Source organism: Guptibacillus spartinae, assembly GCF_028610625.1.
GTDB lineage: Bacteria > Bacillota > Bacilli > Bacillales > Guptibacillaceae > Guptibacillus > Guptibacillus spartinae.
Map to the genome: position 1 here is coordinate 61,725 of NZ_JAQQWU010000006.1, position 18,735 is coordinate 80,459.

General features: G+C 38.1%; 18 protein-coding genes. 13 read left to right on the plus strand and 5 right to left on the minus strand.

The window, feature by feature from the left end; translation table 11 throughout:
• Window positions 1-16: 16 nt before the first annotated feature.
• Entirely contained in the window at window positions 17-2,254 is a 2,238-nt protein-coding gene (locus PQ511_RS12085) for an FUSC family protein (protein WP_273852165.1), read from the plus strand.
• A 39-nt stretch (window positions 2,255-2,293) separates the two neighbouring features.
• On the opposite strand, the gene PQ511_RS12090 is transcribed toward PQ511_RS12085, so the two are convergent.
• The 4 genes from PQ511_RS12090 to coxB are packed head-to-tail and all read right to left on the minus strand — an operon-like array spanning window position 2,294 to window position 5,825.
• Complete coding sequence (locus tag PQ511_RS12090) at window positions 2,294-2,566, minus strand: cytochrome C oxidase subunit IV family protein (protein ID WP_273852166.1); 273 nt, start codon at window positions 2,564-2,566, stop codon at window positions 2,294-2,296.
• A 5-nt stretch (window positions 2,567-2,571) separates the two neighbouring features.
• Entirely contained in the window at window positions 2,572-3,165 is a 594-nt protein-coding gene (locus PQ511_RS12095; RefSeq protein WP_273852167.1) for a cytochrome c oxidase subunit 3, read from the minus strand.
• Window positions 3,165-5,114 (minus strand): cytochrome c oxidase subunit I, encoded by a 1,950-nt coding sequence (locus PQ511_RS12100; RefSeq protein WP_273852168.1) that lies wholly within the window; start codon window positions 5,112-5,114, stop codon window positions 3,165-3,167. Before PQ511_RS12100 ends, PQ511_RS12095 begins: the two co-directional genes overlap by 1 nt.
• A gap of 3 nt (window positions 5,115-5,117) precedes the next feature.
• Entirely contained in the window at window positions 5,118-5,825 is a 708-nt protein-coding gene (gene coxB / locus PQ511_RS12105) for a cytochrome c oxidase subunit II (protein ID WP_273852169.1), read from the minus strand.
• 176 nt (window positions 5,826-6,001) lie between these two features.
• Between coxB and PQ511_RS12110 the strand changes: the two genes are divergently transcribed.
• A complete protein-coding gene (locus tag PQ511_RS12110; protein WP_273852170.1) occupies window positions 6,002-6,778 on the plus strand; it encodes a 3-hydroxybutyrate dehydrogenase in 777 nt (258 codons plus the stop codon).
• Window positions 6,779-6,831: 53 nt separating this feature from the next.
• On the opposite strand, the gene PQ511_RS12115 is transcribed toward PQ511_RS12110, so the two are convergent.
• Window positions 6,832-7,455 carry a LysE family translocator gene (locus tag PQ511_RS12115; RefSeq protein ID WP_273852171.1) on the minus strand — a complete coding sequence of 208 codons (624 nt, stop codon included), beginning with the start codon at window positions 7,453-7,455 and terminating at the stop codon, window positions 6,832-6,834.
• A gap of 269 nt (window positions 7,456-7,724) precedes the next feature.
• On the opposite strand from PQ511_RS12115, the gene PQ511_RS12120 reads away from it, so the two are divergent.
• From PQ511_RS12120 to PQ511_RS12170, 11 genes are all read left to right on the plus strand, one after another.
• Window positions 7,725-8,288, plus strand: coding sequence for a GNAT family N-acetyltransferase (locus PQ511_RS12120; protein ID WP_273852172.1), 564 nt, complete (start codon window positions 7,725-7,727; stop codon window positions 8,286-8,288).
• A gap of 151 nt (window positions 8,289-8,439) precedes the next feature.
• The gene (locus tag PQ511_RS12125) at window positions 8,440-8,871 is read left to right on the plus strand and encodes a GNAT family N-acetyltransferase (protein ID WP_273852173.1); all 432 of its coding nucleotides are present in this window, start codon (window positions 8,440-8,442) and stop codon (window positions 8,869-8,871) included.
• Between the two features lie 545 nt (window positions 8,872-9,416).
• Window positions 9,417-10,799, plus strand: coding sequence for a copper amine oxidase (locus PQ511_RS12130; RefSeq protein ID WP_430622280.1), 1,383 nt, complete (start codon window positions 9,417-9,419; stop codon window positions 10,797-10,799).
• A 216-nt stretch (window positions 10,800-11,015) separates the two neighbouring features.
• Window positions 11,016-12,254, plus strand: a complete 1,239-nt coding sequence (locus PQ511_RS12135) for an ABC transporter substrate-binding protein (protein WP_273852174.1) — start codon at window positions 11,016-11,018, stop codon at window positions 12,252-12,254.
• On the plus strand, window positions 12,223-13,107 hold the full coding sequence (locus PQ511_RS12140; RefSeq protein WP_273852175.1) for an ABC transporter permease subunit: 885 nt from the start codon (window positions 12,223-12,225) through the stop codon (window positions 13,105-13,107). The genes PQ511_RS12135 and PQ511_RS12140 overlap by 32 nt, the downstream gene beginning before the upstream one ends.
• Window positions 13,104-13,922 (plus strand): ABC transporter permease, encoded by an 819-nt coding sequence (locus tag PQ511_RS12145; RefSeq protein ID WP_273852176.1) that lies wholly within the window; start codon window positions 13,104-13,106, stop codon window positions 13,920-13,922. The genes PQ511_RS12140 and PQ511_RS12145 overlap by 4 nt, the downstream gene beginning before the upstream one ends.
• Before the next feature lie 40 nt (window positions 13,923-13,962).
• Window positions 13,963-14,928, plus strand: coding sequence for an ABC transporter ATP-binding protein (locus tag PQ511_RS12150; RefSeq protein ID WP_273852340.1), 966 nt, complete (start codon window positions 13,963-13,965; stop codon window positions 14,926-14,928).
• Window positions 14,925-15,581 (plus strand): TVP38/TMEM64 family protein, encoded by a 657-nt coding sequence (locus tag PQ511_RS12155; protein WP_273852177.1) that lies wholly within the window; start codon window positions 14,925-14,927, stop codon window positions 15,579-15,581. The genes PQ511_RS12150 and PQ511_RS12155 overlap by 4 nt, the downstream gene beginning before the upstream one ends.
• Window positions 15,582-15,594: 13 nt before the next feature.
• The gene (locus PQ511_RS12160) at window positions 15,595-16,176 is read left to right on the plus strand and encodes a CDP-alcohol phosphatidyltransferase family protein (RefSeq protein WP_273852178.1); all 582 of its coding nucleotides are present in this window, start codon (window positions 15,595-15,597) and stop codon (window positions 16,174-16,176) included.
• Window positions 16,177-16,189: 13 nt separating this feature from the next.
• Complete coding sequence (locus PQ511_RS12165) at window positions 16,190-17,614, plus strand: dihydrolipoyl dehydrogenase family protein (RefSeq protein ID WP_273852179.1); 1,425 nt, start codon at window positions 16,190-16,192, stop codon at window positions 17,612-17,614.
• Between the two features lie 19 nt (window positions 17,615-17,633).
• Entirely contained in the window at window positions 17,634-18,728 is a 1,095-nt protein-coding gene (locus PQ511_RS12170) for an NAD(P)/FAD-dependent oxidoreductase (protein WP_273852180.1), read from the plus strand.
• Window positions 18,729-18,735 lie beyond the last annotated feature (7 nt).

Sequence of the window (18,735 nt, forward strand, 5' to 3'; positions counted from 1 at the left end):
ATATGATTAACTTATGTTGACTAAAAATAAAAAAACGATCATAAAAAGCTGGTGGGCTCGTTTAGCTGCTGCAGACCCCGGCAGGACAAGGTTACATCAAGCAGCAAGAATTACAATCAGCGTTTTTTCTTCCGTCATGTTCATGCTATGGGTGACATCATTACTTAACATTTCATTTACTCCGGCCATACTTGCAGGGGTGGTCAGTCTTTTATCATTATTGCTTGTGAATGATGACACAGATAAGAAGAAGAAAATCACTGCGCTTTTATTAGTCATTTCAAGTATGATCTGGCTTACCGTTCGAACCTATCTTAGTTCAATTCCCTTTATGACAGATGGGTTGTTTTTATTGGTAATCTTTTTTGCCTACTATTTACAGCATTATGGGTTTCGATATTTTGGTATCTTTATGATTGCCTTTTTATCCATTTATTTTTCCACCCTATTAAATCTTCAGCCACCTGATTTGCCAGGATTCATTATTGGAATTTTTGTAGGTGGAGGATTTTCTTACCTTTATCATTTTATCTTTTTCAGAAACAAACCGAAAAGGCAGCTTAGTCGAAGTATGAACTCCTTCCATATTCAAACAAATCTAACGCTGGATCTTGTTCTTGATGCCATTGCAGACCCGACTCCAAATCGCTATAGGGCACTCTTACTAAAACGTGATGTCAAAAAGTTAAACGAGTACGCTCAGGTGATATCCGGTCAGTTAACAACTACAGATCCAGGAGAAGTATGGCCAGGTATAGACACAGAGCAACTGAGAATGTATGTTTTTGATGCTGAGATGTTAATTGAAACGCTTTATCCTGCTGTTAAGAGAATGAAGGAACTACACGCATTGGAGCATAACGAAGTGAGAAAGCTGCTCTATAAACTGGTTGAATCTGTGCGAGATGCTGAAGTGTTAAGAAGTCATGATATTGTAGGGAACTTAAAACAAACGGAAAATGTGATTGAAGAACTTAAGCATCAACTAATTGAGCTTAGAGTTTCCAATCATCAAAATAAAGATTGGCTATGGCTCATTAGAAGGATTGAGTCAATCGCGAATCATCTTGTAGATAGTTCGGTTGAGCTAGGAGAAAGAAGAATCGCAAATATTGAAGAGAAAGAGCGTTTAGAGGATGCTGAAGAAATAAAGAAAGAGAATGTAAGTACAGAAGAAAAGTCGAAACAGCCTAGAGCTGCCACTATTAAAGCTTTGCAGGCTATTGTCGCAGGAACAGCGGCGATTATCCTCGGTTATTTTCTATCACCAGCTCATCAATACTGGGTTCTTCTTTCTGCTTTTGTTGTACTACTTGGGACAGACACAGTGGGAATGACGCTTCAAAAAGCATTCCAGAGATCCCTTGGAACCATTTTTGGAGCAGTTGCCGGTTTTGGACTGGCTCATTTACTTGCTGGCCAAGTGATCTTAGAATTGATTGCGTTATTTTGCTGTATTTTTATGGCATTTTATTTATTGTCTATTTCTTATGCGATGATGATGTTCTGGATGACAATGCTCATCGCCATTATGTATGACTTTCTATTAGGTGGGATCACAGAACAGATCCTAATGGCTCGTGTGTTCGATACGCTGGCTGGAGCGATTATAGGCTTTTTAGCTGCCGCAATCATTTATCCGAAAAGTACACGTGAAAAGGTTGCAAATACAGCTGACGATTTTCTAACCAAATTAAGTTCCTATGTGGCAGATTATCTCGACTCTTTTACAGAAGGTAATAAACATTATGATTTCACAAATCAAGCATTTCGTATTGATGAACAAATGAGGAAAATAACAGAGGATGCAAGGCCACTTCGTAACAGGCCAGCCATTCTAGCTCGTTCTGGAATTGAACGCTGGCTAACTGTCCTTACAGCGATTAATTATTTTGCCAAGCATTTACTCGCTTCAACAAATCGTAATAATCGATCAACCATTGTGAAAGGGTCAGAAAAGACGCTTGATCTAGTAAAGAAGATCATTAAGCACAATATCTTAACCGTTCTAAGACTTCTAAAAGGTGAAGCGGGGTTAATGATGTACAATTTAAACAAAGAACGGGAATTTATTGAGGGTCTGTCGGAGAACATCCTATCAGATGATCAAGAAGTGAAAAAATTTGTGAATGATCTATATTATGTTTGGAGAATTAACCAGTCACTTTTATTACTTGGTAAAGAGCTAGGTGTATCGAAGAATAAAGATGCTGCTAGTTATGATTCATACAAACACAGGAACCCGGAGCAATAGGCTCCGGGTTATTTTTGTCTTTATTTCTACCGTGAAAAGTTACAGAAGGATTAATAAAATGATCGCGAGCAGTGCTACGAAACTACCACCTATTAAAGATGTGAAACGATAAGTACCTTCTTTTTCACGTATGTCCATAAATCGATCTAACTGAATAAAGATTTGAATGAGCGCAAAAAAGATTAATAGAATGATTAAGTAAGGTGGTGAAATAAGGTGATATAGAACAAGGATAAAGGCGACAGCTGTTAATAAAATCATGAAGATGAATGAAAGGGATAGCTTACGAATCTCTTTTTTTTGCTTATTCACTCTCTTCACACCTTCCCTATTAAATAGACAACAGTAAAAATCATCACCCATACTACATCGATAAAATGCCAATAAAGACTCGCAATAAATAATTTAGGTGCTGTTTCTTGGTTGATTCCTCTAAGCCAAAGTTGCACTAATAATAAGGCAATCCAGGTAACCCCAAACAAAACGTGAACGCCGTGAGTACCTAGCAGCATATAGAACGCTCCAAGAAAAGCACTTGTGGAAATTGAAGCGCCTTCTCCAACATAGAGAGTAAATTCTCTTATTTCTAATCCAATGAAACCCAATCCAAGGACAATGGTAATAAGAAAGAATAGGAGAGTCCATGCCTTCTTAGTAAGATTTAAAAAATAGATGGCTAATGCACAAGTGAAACTACTGGATAGTAAAATAACAGTCGAAACCATAATTTCGTTTAATTTAAATAATTCTTCTGGACCAGGTCCATCGCCTGTAAAAGACTTTACGGCGAGATAAATGCCAAATAAGCAACCAAATACGACAACTTCAGCACCAATAAGGAACCAAAAAGCTAAGATGTTCATTTGAGCTTGTTGTGTGTCGTATAGATGCTTTGGATCGGTCGTCTCCATTAATCCTCAGCCCCCTTATCTTCAGCCATTACCACCTCTTTAGGAATATGGATACCGGATTTATGCTGGAAAGATCGAATACCCATTAAAAGAAAAACCACTGCCATCCCCATAATAGCGATTACCCATATTTCGAATACAAACCCGAATGAAGCGATCAGAAATCCAATCCCCATAAAGAATGGAAGAGAAGTAGAATTAGGCATATGGATATCTTCATATTCACCGATAAAATCAATATTTTTATATCCGTTTTCATAAGCTTCCCAAAGTGGTTCGCGACTTTTGACAAGGGGAAGACGTGCGAAATTATATGGTGGCGGAGGTGATGGAATCGTCCATTCAAGCGTACGACCGCGTGAAAACCATGGATCCCGTAACGTGTTTTTTTGCGTGGAGCGGGTCGTTATGTAAATATTTATCATAAAAAATAATACGCCCGCCCCCATTAAAAAGGCACCACATGTGCTAATGAAATTTAAAAAGCCCAATCCCTCACCTTCTGGGTAGGTAAACACCCGGCGTGGCATTCCCATCAGTCCCATAATATGCATAGGAAAGAAAGTGAAGTGAAAGCCAATCCCAAAAGTCCAGAAGTTCCATTTACCGAGTTTTTCATTTAAAAACTTACCGAACATTTTTGGCCACCAATAGTATACACCTGAGAAAACTCCGAAAATTGTTGCCCCAATGATCACGTAATGGAGATGTGCTACGACAAAATAACTATCATGATACTGATAATCTGCTGGAACGACACTAAGCATAACGCCTGTCACACCACCGATAACAAAAGTGAAGATAAATCCTAGTGCATAGAGCATAGGAGTATCAAACCGAATCCTACCTCCCCGCATCGTAAATAGCCAGTTAAAGATCTTTATCCCAGTAGGAACAGCGATTAACATTGTTGTTAGTGCAAAGAAAATAGTGATATTTGTACTTAATCCTACTGTAAACATATGATGTACCCAGACCATGAAACCGAGAAATCCAATAAGGATAATGGCGAATACCATAGATGGATAACCAAATAGTTTCCGTTTAGAAAATGTGCTAATTACATCAGAAAATATTCCAAACGCAGGTAAGGCAATGATATAAACTTCTGGGTGCCCAAATATCCAGAAAAGATGTTGCCAAATGATCGGATTTCCTTCTCCTCCTGTTAATATAACCGTTCCAAAAAGTCGCTCGAATGTTAGCAATAGAAGAGCGACAGCAAGAGCAGAAAATGCATATACGATGAGAATAGATGTAATAAACATCGCCCACGTGGATAAAGGCATTCTCATAAATCGCATGCCAGGAGCCCTCATTTTAAGAATCGTAACAATAAAATTGATTCCCCCCATAATTGTTCCAAGTCCAGCGACCTGTAGTCCTATAGGATAATAGTTATTGCCTGGCCCAGGTGTATAGTCGTTTAAAGCGAGAGGTGCATACGATGTCCATCCGGCATTAGGCGAGCCACCTGCAACGAAACTTACATTGATTAAAATACCACCAGAAATAAATAGCCATAGACTTAAAGAGTTCATGAAAGGGAAAGCAACGTCTCTTGCTCCAATTTGTAAAGGAACGATAACATTCATTAATCCAATTAATAGAGGGGTTGCAACAAGAAAGATCATGACAGTTCCATGTGTACTTGTTAATTGATTAAATCGATCCCCTTGAAAAACCCAGAAATCATTATTAGGAAAGGCAAGCTGCATTCGTATAAGCAGTGCTTCGATGCCCGCTCTGATGAAAAAGAGAAATGAAACAAGTAAATATATGATGCCAATTTTTTTATGATCTGTTGAAGTAATCCATCCCCAGAGCCATTCCCATTTCGAATGCTTTGTTAATAAATAACAAATGATGACGGCTATGATGATAAAAGAGACGTCTGCAAGCAGTATATCTGATGGCAGGGATGTAAAGTAGTCTAATAGTGCTTTCATCGTTTAATCCTCCTGTTTGTCAGCAACATTCGTCCATTGTTTAAATGTTTCTTGTTCCACCACTGTTGTTTCAAACGTCATAAATGCATGGCTTGCGCCACAAAACTCAGCGCATTTTCCATCATAGGTTCCAGTTTCGAGAGGTGTTAAGGTAAGCTGGTTCTCTTTGTGAGGAAGTACATCCTTTTTTCCCGCTAGTTGTGGGATCCAAAAAGAATGAATAACATCTTCGGAATGAAGGTTAAAGATAACAGGACGATCTACTGGAAGTTTTACTTCATTTTCGAGCGTGATTTCAAATTCGGGGTAGTAAAAAACCCAACTAAATTGTTTTCCGGTCACATTAATGACGAGAGGCTCATCCATTGATTCTGCTTTATTATCAAGCTGATATGTAGTAGCAAATGTTGGTACTGCTAAGATAAATAAAATCACAAATGGTAATACAATCCATGTGGTTTCAAGTTTTTTGTTTCCTTCGATTTGAGTAGGGAAGTCATTTTCTTGTCCAGGGCGCTCACGGTACTTTATTAAAAAGCGAATAAAAAGACTGAAAACGACAAGTAGGACAATTACCATTAAAGCTATACTAAGGTAAAGTAATTTTAGCTCTGAGTCTGCAGCCGTACCTTTAGAATCTAAAACGGATAGATTAGAGCATCCAGACATTAAAATGATACCGATTACATAAAAGGAAAAAGGGACCCTCATTTCCTGTATTCTCCCTTCGATTATGGATTATTCTGTCTATTTTTCACTACCCAAAGACTAGTCCAATGAAACAAATGGTAGTGAGAAAAAATCTTAATGAGATTGTTTTAAAATCACGAGATGGGGTAAATAGTGGCGTGAAAGAAATTTAGGATTTACAGTAGGAGGAACTTTTCATGGTAAACAACAAGACTGTATTTATTACAGGAGCAGCGAGAGGAATTGGATTTGAAATTGGTGAGACATTTGCAGAAAATGGTGCAAAAGTTGTTCTTTCTGATATAAACGAAGAGGGTACAAAGGAAGCAGCCCAAAAACTAAGAGATAAGGGCTATGAAGTAATTGGGATTAAAGCTGACGTTACAAGTGAAGATGAAATCAAACAAGCGATTGATCGCACAGTTGAAGAATATGGTCGCTTAGATGTACTTATTAATAACGCGGGTCTTCAACATGTATCTCGAATGGAAGATTTTCCAACTGAGAAATTCAGAATGATGCAAGATATTATGCTAACAGCTCCATTTATTGCAACAAAACATGCTTTCCCAATTATGAAGGAACAGGGTTTCGGCCGAATTATTAACATGGCGTCAATCAATGGTGTCATTGGATTCGCAGGTAAAGCTGCTTATAATAGTGCAAAACATGGTGTCATTGGACTTACAAAAGTTTCGGCACTTGAAGGTGCGGAGCATGGCATTACAGTGAATGCAATGGCTCCTGGCTATGTGGATACACCTCTTGTAAGAGGTCAAATGCAAGATCTAGCAAAAGAACGTGGAGTGGAGCTTGAAAAAGTATTAGAGGAAGTCATTTATCCGCTAGTTCCACAGAAACGCTTGCTTGAAGTACAAGAGATTGCTGATTACTCAATGTTTATTGCAAGCGATGCAGCGAAGAGTATTACGGGACAGGCTCTACTCATTGATGGTGGGTATACCGCTCAATAAGATGCATTTAAAAAAATAAGTTTTGGCAGCGCCTCGGATTAGAGGCGCTGTTTTTAATTCTTACTAAGTGCAATTTGAATGCCGATTAAGGTGAGTAACCCTGCTTTTAAAAGGTTAAATCGTCTAGATAATGTTGCATTTCCAGCTATAACCTTTGCTAATTTCCCAGCATATATGCTAATTAGAAAAAAGATAATAAGGGCTTGTAAAATGAAAACAAAGCCTAAAAAAATCATTTGAAAAGTAGGAGAAGCAGCTTCATGGTTAATGAACTGGGGTAGAAGAGCTAGAAAGAATAAAGATACTTTTGGGTTTAAGATATTCATTAAAATGCCTTTTCGATATAGTGCCAAATAAGTTTGTGATGGCTGCTCTTGGAGAGTGGAGGTTTTGTTACGGTCTTTCAAAGATTCATATGCCATAAATAGTAAATACCCAGCCCCCATTAACTTAACGACCGTAAATGCAAATGATGATTGGTAGAGAATGGCTGAAATGCCTATAGCTGCAGCTGAAATATGCACAATAAGGCCAGAACAGAGACCCAGGGAGGTGGCAAAACCTGCTTTCTTGTTTTGAGTGATGCTTTGGGCTAACACAAATAAATTGTCAGGACCTGGCATGATCGTTAAAAGAACGGCAGCTCCTAAGAATGGTAAAATGAGTGTAAGATCCAATAGAAACCCTCCTTGTAATGGGATATGATGTCTAGTATATAGTAGGCGAGAACGTGAATAAAGACCTGTTTAAAGGATCCGCCGCATATGATTCGAAATATAACTAAAATACCTCAGCAATTAAATGACACAGGAACCCTTATTAAAAAGTGAATTTCATGAACATCGTATTACAATAATAGAGATGCGAATAAAAGCTGTTTTTCTTGACAGATTTCTTATTAATGATATAATTCTGACATCTTTTAGTGTTTTTGGAGGAAGTTTTCATGGAACCGATTCAGCTTAATTTTCCGAATGAATTTTACACAGAGCGTTTACACATTCGATATCCAGTACCAGGTGATGGTAAAGCTGTTCATCAGTCGATTAAAACCTCTTTAATAGATCTTATGCCATATATGCTATTTGCTCATATGAATCAAACCGAAACGGAAGTGGAAGCAAATATTCGAGAATCGAACGCAGCCTTTCTAAAAAGAGAAGACTTAAGATTGTTGCTTTTTCATAAGCAAACTGGCAATTTTATTGGCTCTTCTGGTTTACATCGCATTGATTGGAAGGTTCCTAAGTTTGAAATCGGTTACTGGATTGATTCTAACCATAGTGGACAAGGATATATGACTGAAGCTGTTAATGGGATCGTTGAATTTGCGATGCGGGAGCTCCATGCAAAGAGAATTGAAATTCGATGCAATGCGGAAAATTGGCAAAGTCGAAGAGTAGCAGAGCGATGTTTCTTTCAGCTTGAAGCGATTTTAAAAAATGATCGTCGATCGGTTGATAAAAGCAAGTTCGTTAGTACATGTGTTTATGCTAGAACGAAGGAATAGATTCATTCATTTCACACACAAACAGCTTTTTCGTTAGATTTCTACCATGTTATCATTTAGATAATATAGTAATCTGTTATTAGGAAGGAACACGCATTACTTATCAAGAATAAACGCAATATGAGAGATTTTGGCGATGGAGGGAAATGGTGTGATCGAACGAGCGACATTTGAAGAAAGAGATTATATTTTGTCTAATTCCATTCAGTCAGTGAACGAAGGAACGACAAATCCAGGGATCGTGAAAGAAGAAAAAGCTCTTGAAATTGTTTCCTCTATTCTTGATCGAGGTGGCTATCATCTGATTTATCGAGACGGTGGAGAAATAGCAGGTTGGGTATTATTAGGTGAGAACACCGATTACTTTACTGAAAGTAAACACGGCTTTATTTATGATGTGTTTGTATTTCCAAAATTCCGTGGAAAAGGTTATTCAAAGAAGCTAGTGGAAGCAAGTATACAAAATTTTAAAGAACAGGGTTATGAGGAAATTCGGTTGAATGTTTATTCTTCCAACTTTGCAAAGTATATTTATAAAGATATTGGTTTCCGAGAGCTGCAAACGATTATGGTATACAAATAAGGAAAGCCATTCTTTTCATTTATTAAAAGAATGTGAAAAACCACTCATAATTAAGGTTTCAACTATGGATCCTGCTACACTAGCTTTACAGGAACTTCCCCGGTTCCTGTCCCCCTTAAAATATATAGTGTGAGCCCCATGTATTTCCCGACATGGGGCTTTTCCTATTTACTTTTGAAAGAGTAGTAAGGGGATAAAAGGGATTGAATTTATAAAAGATGCCTCACCTTGCTTTTAGGAATAAAATGGTTTCATAATCATGCTGATTGACTTAAAGAAGAACAGTTTTCTGAAGAAGATTTAGATCTACCTGATGATAAATGTAGAAAAGGAATTCGAATAGATGATTTCTTCTGCTTCTTGTTTTGCTGTATATTTACTTTTTTAAAAAAACATACAATAATTCTAGTCAGCAAAACTCATGATGTAGAGGGGTTGCTGACTTTTTTAGTATAAGTTAAAAAGAAATTTTAAAAAAATGATCCAAATTGAACTTCTCTCCGTTAGCTAATTGTAAATCAAAAAAAAGGGGAGTGGATTTGAAAATGAATACCGAAAAGAATATGAAGAAGAAAGTGATTGATTGGAAAAAAGGACTTCTCATTGTTCCACTAAGTTTTTCACTATTAATCCCAACAGCTGGAGCCTTTGCTCACGATGGAGAAAATCATATGGACAAGCCTACGGTAGAAACACCAGGTGCAGATCTTCGAGCTGATCTTGGTCATTTGTTAAGTGAACATGCTTATCTTGCTGTTGAAACAATGAGAAAAGGTGCTGAAGGTTCAGCAGATTTTGAAGCTTCTGCTGGTGCTTTAAGTGAAAATACAGAGGATCTGACGGCAGCAATTACATCCGTTTACGGTGAAGAAGCTGGTGCTGAATTTAACAAAATTTGGAGTAATCATATCGGTTTCTTCGTGGACTATGTGAAAGCAACGGGGAATGAAGATGAAGATGCAAAACAAAAAGCGTTAGACAATTTAGATGGATATAAAGAAGATTTCTCCATGTTTCTAGAAAATGCTACTGGTGAACGCCTCCAAGCAGAAACGTTATCTGAAGGACTTCAAGCACATATTAATCAATTAATTGGAGCATTCGATAGCTATGTAGATGGAGATTATGACATGGCGTATGAAAAGGAACGTGAAGCTATTGCGCACATGCAAATGGTTGCGAAAGGATTTTCTGGAGCCATTACGGATCAGTTCCCTGATAAATTTGAAAACACTAAAGCTGTGACACCTGCATCAGATCTTCGTGCAACACTAGGTCACCTATTATCTGAACATGCTGGTCTTGCTATGATGACAATGCAGAATGGTATTGATGGATCAGAAGACTTCGATGCTTCAGCAGCTGCACTGAGTGAGAATACAGATGATTTAGCTGCAGCCATTACATCTGTCTATGGTGAAGAAGCGGGTAATCAATTTAAAGAGATGTGGTCTGGACATATTGGGAACTTTGTTGAGTACGTTCAAGCTACAGGAGCTGAAGATGAAGAAGCAAAAGAAGCAGCTATGAAAGCACTAGAAAACTATAGAGCTGATTTTTCAAGTTTTCTTGAAACAGCTACAGAAGAAAGATTAGAAGCAGGTGCATTATCTGAAGGACTTCAAGAGCATGTTAACCAACTAATTTCTGCATTTGATAACTATACAATGGAAGATTATGATGCTGCGTATGATTCTGTTCGTGAAGCTTATGCCCATATGTATATGCCTGCTAAAGGTTTATCAGGTGCTTTTGTAGACCAGTTCCCAGATAAATTTGCTATGGATGCTATGCCAACGGACATGCCGAAGACTGGTATGGGCGGTACAGCGGAACAACAAATGCCAATTGAATGGATATTGGCAGCAATTCTTGCAACAATGGCAGCCACAGGTGTGATAGTTCGAAGAAAAATGCAAAAAAGCTAATTTTAAAGCGGGTAACTTAACTTACCTTTATAAAAGCAATAGCCTTCGTGGCTATTGTTTTTTTTACGAGAACTGTATGGGTAATTACAGCATTGGTATTATAAAAAAGGTATACTTTTAAGGAAGGATCAAGTCTTTTTTGCGAAATGAAGCACAATCAAGTTCGTCAAAAAGTAAGTATAATTGCTACGATATGTTAGAGAAGGGGGAAAAGAGATGAAGATCAAGTTCATGTTTTGTATGTTAGCGCTGTTTTTTATAGTAGCCTGTGCTAATAAGGACATAAATACATCTAGCAAAGAAGACGTATTAACTAAAGATTGGAATGAAATTGCGAAGACTTCAAAAGGCACGGAAGTAAATTTATTCATGTGGGGTGGAGATGAAGGGATTAACCAATATATAGATGAGTGGGCTAAACCTCAATTAAAAGAGGAATATGGGATTACACTTAAGCGTCAGCCGATGAATACCGAGGAATTTATGCAAAAGCTTTTAACAGAGAAAAAAGCTAATAAACGAAATGGCACGATTGACGTGATCTGGATTAACGGAGCAAATTTCAAGAATGCAAAACAAGCTGATTTATTATTTGGCTCTTTTTCACAGAAGTTGCCGAATTTCCAAAAATATATTGGAACAGACAATCAAATTGCTTTATTCGATCAAGGAACAAAAATTGACGGATTGGAAGCGCCGTGGGGAAATGTGCAGTATGTATTTCATTATAATTCTACTCACATTGATAACCCACCAAGTTCACTTGAAGAGTTAAAAAAGTGGATTCAAGATCATCCAGGCAAGTTCACGTATCCGAACGTCTCAGATTTTACGGGCAACACATTTGTTAAGCATCTGCTTGTAAAAGGGACGGGGGAAAAGTCAGCGCTTATGGCGGAAGAGTATAACAAAGAGGTTATACAGTCTGGAGAAAAATACGTGTGGAATTACTTAAAGGAAATTAAACCAGATCTTTGGCGCGAAGGCGAAACGTACCCTGAGTCGTTGACAAAACTTGATACTCTCTATAGCCAAGGAGAAGTTTGGATGACGATGGGGTTCAATGAAGCGAGGGCTGAAAGTTTAATTGAAAATGGTACATTTCCAAAGAGTACCAAATCGTTTGTTTTAGAAGATCCAGGTTCTATTTCAAATACGCATTATCTAAGTATCCCTTTTAACAGTCCGAATCCTGAAGGAGCAATGACTGTTATTAATTTTCTGGAATCGCCAGAAGCCCAAATCGCAAAGATGGACCCGACTCTTTGGGGAGAAGGCACTGTGTTGAATTTCAATATGCTGAATAAAATGGATCAGAAACAAATTAAGAAGATTAATCGAGGAGATAGCGTTCTTTCCGCTGAGTTATTAAGCAACAATAAATTACCCGATTTGGATACAGGATACACGGAGTGGATTAACAATGAATGGGCAAAGCGGATTCTTGAACAATAAAAAGAGAGTGATTACACATTTATTACCGGCGTTAGCGGTGACCATGTTGCTTGTTGGTTACGGTTTGTGGTCCGCTATTGCTCAAAGCTTTCAAACAATCGAGGGAGAGTGGACGTTTGCTTCCTATGTACAGCTCTTCAACAGTCATACTTTCTTTCATTCTTTGAAATTAACGTTTCGAGTTGCTATTCTATCCACATTGCTAGCGCTAATGATAGGATTAATAATGACCAGGATGTTATACCAATTTTTTAAAAACTCCTCCTCTAAAATACTCGTGTGGATTCCAATTTTAATCCCTCATTTTGTAGCAGGATATTTAGTGTATTTATTTTTTTCACAAAGCGGGTTATTTTCCTCTCTTTTCTATCAACTAGGTTTGTTAGATCAGCGATCGGATTTTCCAATTCTCGTTCAAGAAGAATTTGGCATAGGAATGATCTTAACATATGTTTGGAAAGAGGTTCCATTTGTTATTCTTATGTTGCTACCAGTATATTATGAAATTGATCATCGCTATGGTGAAGTTGTGAGAACGCTTGGAGGGAATAAATGGGATGCTTTTAAGACTGTGGAGTTTCCATGGTTACTTCCAGTCATAGTGGAGACGAGCGTAATATTAGTAGCTTTTATCGCTTCTGCATTTGAAATTCCTTATCTATTAGGAGTAACAAGGCCTGAGATGTTACCTGTTAGAGCTTATGAATGGTTCTACGATGGAGATTGGAGTAAACGCCCTCTAGCTTTTTCGGCAATGATTCTCCCAGGTGTACTAGCTCTTCTCTTAGCTATGCTTTGTATTGGGGCTGTACAACAGCATCGACTGAGAATGGTAAAGGGGAGAGGTAGATGAGATTCGTTTTTACTCGTTTAGGGAAAAGGGAGTTAGTTACAAGCTTAATGGTGGTAATCTTTATTGCATTTTTTATTCTCCCATTTGTCGTTGTAACTCTAAAAAGTTTTTCGGTAGGATGGAGGTTTCCTGAATTATTACCACAAGCTTATAGCTTAAATGGATGGCAAAGCATATTTAGGGATCCTTCATTGAGGGAGTCAATCGTTACAACGCTAATGGTGGGTTTATATGTCGTGCTCCTAAATTTATTGCTTTCATTACCAGCAGCTAAAATCCTATCGATTTGTTCTTTTAAAGGGAAATCGATCATTGAAATAGCTTTATTATCGCCGATTTTAATTCCAGGAATGTTACTAGCAATGGGATTGCAATTTACGATGATTCGATTTGGATTAGCAGATCAGATTCTAGGAGTAGTCCTTGTTCATTTAATCCCAACGTTACCTTATGCGATCCGAATTATGCGGGCAGGCTATGAACGCTTAGGCACTTCGTTAGGTGAGCAGGCTTCCGTATTAGGAGCAGGGCCATATCTACGTTTTTTTACGATATCCCTTCCTCTATTGCTACCAAGTATTAGAAGCCTTATGCTTCTCACATTCGTTATTTCATTAGGACAATATGCGCTTACAGCTATTATAGGGGGCGGTAACGTTATGACTCTTTCCCTTCTCTATTATCCTTATTTTTCTAGTTCGAATGAGGCAGTAATTGCGGGGTTTTCCATATTATTTGCTCTGCTTCCTCTCCTTTTTATTGGAGGAGTTGAAATAGTATTAAGGCTGGTTATTCGAGCTGTAAATCGCGTTTGAAAGGAAGATTGATTTGAACCAGCTACTACAATGCAAGAATATGAGTAAATACTACTCAAAAATCCCGATTCTCCAAAATATTTCTTTCCATATGCGAAGTGGTGAACATTTTACTATCGTAGGGCCTTCAGGGTGTGGGAAAACTACCCTACTTAGGTGTCTTGCGGGTTTAGAAGCCATTAGTGAAGGAGAAATTTGTTTGAAACAAAAATCGATCGTAAATCTGAAGCCGGAAGAGCGATCGGTCGTTCTCATGTTTCAAGATTCCTTATTATTTCCGCATCTAACAGTTATTGAAAATGTAACGTACGGGTTGAAAAGAAGAAAATGGAAAAAGAAAGAACGTGTACGTAAGGCTGAGCAAATGTTGGAGAAAGTAAAGTTACTTCAATTGAAAAACGCCTTTCCACATGAATTATCAGGTGGTCAAAAGCAACGGGTTTCACTTGCTAGAGCACTTGTCTTAAAGCCAGATCTCCTCCTACTAGATGAGCCGTTTAGTTCATTGGATGCCGCGCTTAGAGAGTCGCTTCGCGGTGAAGTGAAGGAACTATTAACAGAAGAAAATATTACTTCTTTGTTCATCACTCATGATCGAGATGAAGCAATTGAAATGGGTGACAGACTTGCTGTTATGAACAATGGAACATTTATTCAAATTGGGGAACCGTATGAGGTAGTAACGAACCCTTCTTCAATTGAAAGTGCAAAAATTATAGGAGAAGGTCTTGCTTTAGAAGAGGGATTTATTCCACTTCATAAAGTAACGGCTGTTCCAATGGAGCAGAAGCCATCTGAAAAGGACTACGTATTTGTGCAAGGAAAAGTAAAGGCAGTAACAGTAAAAAATAATATACCATGCTATCGGGTGACGTTTGATCAAGGAAGTATACTAGTCGCGGCAGATCGAAAGTTAGAAGCTGGTCAAAACGTACTTTTATTTGCTAAGCGAGAAGATATGAAAAAATATAAGAAGCAGGATGAGCAGTGGAGACGAGTTCAATGACAGGTAAAACAATTGCAAAAGGTCTCGGATTAACAATACTCATCATCTTGATCTATTTGCTTAATCAATACGTATTCGATTTTCGCCCTTCTCATATTCGTGAATGGATTGCTTCATTTGGTTTTTATGCACCGTTAATTTTTTTGCTCATTTGCATTGGTAGACCGTTCGTACTTTTCCCGACTTCTATTCTTTCTGTAAGTGGTGGACTTGTATTTGGGCCATTGCTTGGGACCTTTTTGGCTGTTGTAGGTGGTTCAATAGGCGCTCTTCTTTTCTTTTCAGTAGCCCGTAAACTCGGTTTGAATATCCTACCTGAATCGTGGAAAAGAAAAGGGCAAACGCTAGAGAAACGACTTTCAGAAAAAGGTTTTCTTTATGTGTTACTGTTGCGCTTAGTCCCTTTTCTCCATTTTGATCTAGTCAGTTATGTTTGTGGCGTTTCTAATGTGAATCGTAGGAAATACTACTTAGCAACATTACTTGGGATGTTGCCAGGTGCCCTTGCTTTAAATTTCTTAGGTGCAAGCTTTTTATCTAATAATTTCTCTACAGTCTTAATCGCTGCAGCGGTTTTGCTATTCCTATTGTTGATTAGTTTATATATTCGTAGGAAAGCCTTCGGGTCAGCTGTTGAGGAAGATCTTAAATAGGGAGGCATAGGTCGTGTTAGATACTCATGCTAGAAAATATGTTCAGCCTTTTATGGATCGAACAGCTGATTTACTACTAAGGGTAGGTTTAACAGCGAATCAGGTAACAATTCTATCATTTATTGTTGGGGTTTCTTCTGGATTCCTAATTTATTTTGAACAATTTATTTTGGCGGTTATTGTATTGTGGGTTTCAGGATATCTTGATGCAGTGGATGGAACGATGGCTCGCAAAACAAATCCGTCTGCTTTTGGAACCGTTCTAGATGTTAGCTTTGACCGAGTCGTCGAAATAAGCGTTATTCTTGGCCTTGCTTTTCGATTTCCAGAGGCGATGTGGGCACTCTTATTGCTTAGCACCTCAATCATTTTTGCTATGACCATCTTTCTTACAGTAGGGGCGGTATCTGAGAAAAAAGGGGTTAAATCGTTTTACTACCAGGCTGGAGCGGCTGAGCGAACAGAAGGATTTATCTTATTTACGGCAATGATCTTATTTCACAACATCTTAGTCATTTTAACTCTGGTGTTTTTAGCAATTGAACTTTTTACGGCCTTTCAAAGGTTAGCTGAAGCAAAGAAGATTCTAGGATAGGGAGATGAAACAAATGAAAGAGTATGACTTGATTGTAATTGGTGGAGGATCGGGTGGACTTACTGCAGCTGCTGGAGCAGCAAATATGGGAGCGTCAGTTGCTTTGATTGATGATCAGCCTGGACTTGGGGGAGACTGTCTTCATTTTGGCTGTGTGCCTTCGAAAGCTTTTATAACTGCTGCAAAAGAAGTTCATGCTGTTTATAAAGGAGCCGCAGAGTTTGGCCTAACTGTAAGTGGAGAGGTGCGGTTTAATCGCGCCATTGAGCGTGTTCAGGAAGCGATCGATGAGATACAAGAAGTTGATAGTGATGAGCGGTTTGAAAAATTAGGGATTGAGATTTTTAGAGGGAAGGGTTCATTTAAAGATCATCACACTGTACTAATCGATGGCAAGAATCCGATTAAAGGAAAGCGGATCGTCATTTCAACAGGTTCAAGTCCAAAAATCCCGCCTCTCAATGGTATTGAGAACGTTTCTTTTGTGACAAATGAGACCATTTTTAATTTAACTTCGCTTCCAAAAAGTACGGTGTTTATAGGCGGAGGACCAGTTGGTTTAGAGCTTGCTCAATCATTATCAAGATTTGGATCAGAAGTAACGATTCTAGAAACGTCAGAATCGATTTTTAAAAAGGAAGACCATGACATCATTCCTCTCGTTACAAAAGAATTAGAAAAAGAACTCTCTTTAATTTATACAGCAAAAGCTAAGGAAATTAAAGAAGAGAACGGGTATAAAGTGATTACGTATCTGCATAATGGGGAAGAAAAAACGATTAAATCAGAAGCTGTTATGATGTCAGTTGGTAGAAAGCCAAATACAGAGCAATTAAATTTAAAAGCGGCAGATGTTGAGAGTAATAATGGTTATATTACAGTAAATGACTCACTTCAATCCAGTCAATCTCATATTTATGCGATAGGTGATGTAAATGGAACATTTCCATTTACTCATGGAGCTGGAATGGAAGGAAAGCTCATAGTACAGAACGCAGTGTTCGGTTTAAAAAGAAAAGTGAGTTATGACAACGTTCCTTGGGTTACTTATACAGATCCTGAAGTGTTTCACCTTGGGATGACGGAAAAGGAAGCGAAAGAAAAACACAGTGATATTCGCGTATTTAAAGTAGGAACGGAGGATGTCGATCGGTTTATAGCAGAACGAAAGAAAAATGGACTAGTGAAAGTGATTACGGATATGAAAGGACATATTTTAGGCGCTCATGCTGTAGGCGAAGACGCGGGAAGTTGGATGCAAGAAATTGTTTTTGCGAAAGAACATGGTCATAAAATTGGCGATATCTCGACCGTGATTCACCCTTATCCAACAAAAGGGGCGATCTTAAATCAGGCAGCAGATTTATATTGGAGAGAAAAATTATTTGACGGTTGGCTTCCAAAGGTCTCAGAGAAGTTTATTAAATGGGTGAGGTAAGGATAAGAGGAGGGATCGTTTGACTAAATTGTTATTGCTTGGAGCGGGACATGCGCACCTTCATCTCATGAAGAGACTTCAAGAAGAGAAGCTTGATGTAGATGTAACGCTCGTTTCTCCTTCTGAATACCAGTATTATTCAGGAATGTTTTCTGGGTATTTGGAAGGATTATATCACGAAGAAGAAATACGCATACATATTCCATCATTAACAAAGGCAAGTGGCATTAATTATATTAATGGGGCTGCTATCTCCATCGATGCCAAAAGTAAAGTTGTTTTGACAGAAAAAGGTGATATTCTGTCGTATGATATTTTGTCTATCGACATTGGGTCGTTAACTGCTGGGATTGAGATTCCTGGTGCAAGGAAACATGCCCTTCGCATTAAACCCAATTATCGAATTGAAGAAGTAGCGAATAAATTGTGGAATGCGAATGAACCCGTTGTTATTGGTGGAGGAGCCGGTGGTGTTGAAATGGCACTGGCTCTTACAGCTAAACGGAAATATGAAGGAAAAAAACCAGTTACTTTAATTTCTCATTCAACGATTTTAGAAAAAGCTACAGAGAAAGCTCAAATGAAAGTCAAAAATATTTTACAAAACAAAGGCCTCACTGTAATTACGAAGGAAAAGGTCTCAAATATAACATCTAATCTCTTAATTACTTCAGGAGGAAAAGATATTGAGTACGACCAAGTTTTATGGTTAACCGGCCCAAAGGCTCCAGAAATGTTTCGTACATCTAAGCTACCAATTGATCATGCTGGGTACTTACTTGTAGATGATACGCTTCAGGTAAAAGAATATCCCGCTATTTTTGCAGCGGGAGACTGTGCCTCCATTAAACAGTATCCAGAGCTACCTAAAGCAGGAGTTATCGCTGTTCGACAAGCTGCTATTTTATGGGGGAATATAAAGGCTTTTATGAATGAAACGAGCGGATACCGGTTTAAACCGAATAGTACTTATTTGTCCATTCTTTCAACAGGACAAAAGAAAGGTCTATTATTATATGGGAACATTCAAGTTCACCATCATCTTTCTTGGCTATTAAAAGATCGTATAGATAAAAAGTTCATAGAAAGATACAAACAAACCACGTCGTTCTAAAAGAACG

What these genes read in the sequence shown, in the direction of transcription:
- PQ511_RS12135 (WP_273852174.1), top strand. Translation starts at nt 11,016, where the DNA reads ATGAAGATCAAGTTCATGTTTTGTATGTTAGCGCTGTTTTTTATAGTA.
- PQ511_RS12110 (WP_273852170.1), top strand. Translation starts at nt 6,002, where the DNA reads ATGGTAAACAACAAGACTGTATTTATTACAGGAGCAGCGAGAGGAATT.
- PQ511_RS12165 (WP_273852179.1), top strand. Translation starts at nt 16,190, where the DNA reads ATGAAAGAGTATGACTTGATTGTAATTGGTGGAGGATCGGGTGGACTT.
- PQ511_RS12120 (WP_273852172.1), top strand. Translation starts at nt 7,725, where the DNA reads ATGGAACCGATTCAGCTTAATTTTCCGAATGAATTTTACACAGAGCGT.
- PQ511_RS12100 (WP_273852168.1), bottom strand. Translation starts at nt 5,114, where the DNA reads ATGAAAGCACTATTAGACTACTTTACATCCCTGCCATCAGATATACTG.
- PQ511_RS12095 (WP_273852167.1), bottom strand. Translation starts at nt 3,165, where the DNA reads ATGGAGACGACCGATCCAAAGCATCTATACGACACACAACAAGCTCAA.
- PQ511_RS12140 (WP_273852175.1), top strand. Translation starts at nt 12,223, where the DNA reads ATGAATGGGCAAAGCGGATTCTTGAACAATAAAAAGAGAGTGATTACA.
- PQ511_RS12145 (WP_273852176.1), top strand. Translation starts at nt 13,104, where the DNA reads ATGAGATTCGTTTTTACTCGTTTAGGGAAAAGGGAGTTAGTTACAAGC.
- coxB (WP_273852169.1), bottom strand. Translation starts at nt 5,825, where the DNA reads ATGAGGGTCCCTTTTTCCTTTTATGTAATCGGTATCATTTTAATGTCT.
- PQ511_RS12130 (WP_430622280.1), top strand. Translation starts at nt 9,417, where the DNA reads ATGAATACCGAAAAGAATATGAAGAAGAAAGTGATTGATTGGAAAAAA.
- PQ511_RS12150 (WP_273852340.1), top strand. Translation starts at nt 13,963, where the DNA reads ATGAGTAAATACTACTCAAAAATCCCGATTCTCCAAAATATTTCTTTC.
- PQ511_RS12155 (WP_273852177.1), top strand. Translation starts at nt 14,925, where the DNA reads ATGACAGGTAAAACAATTGCAAAAGGTCTCGGATTAACAATACTCATC.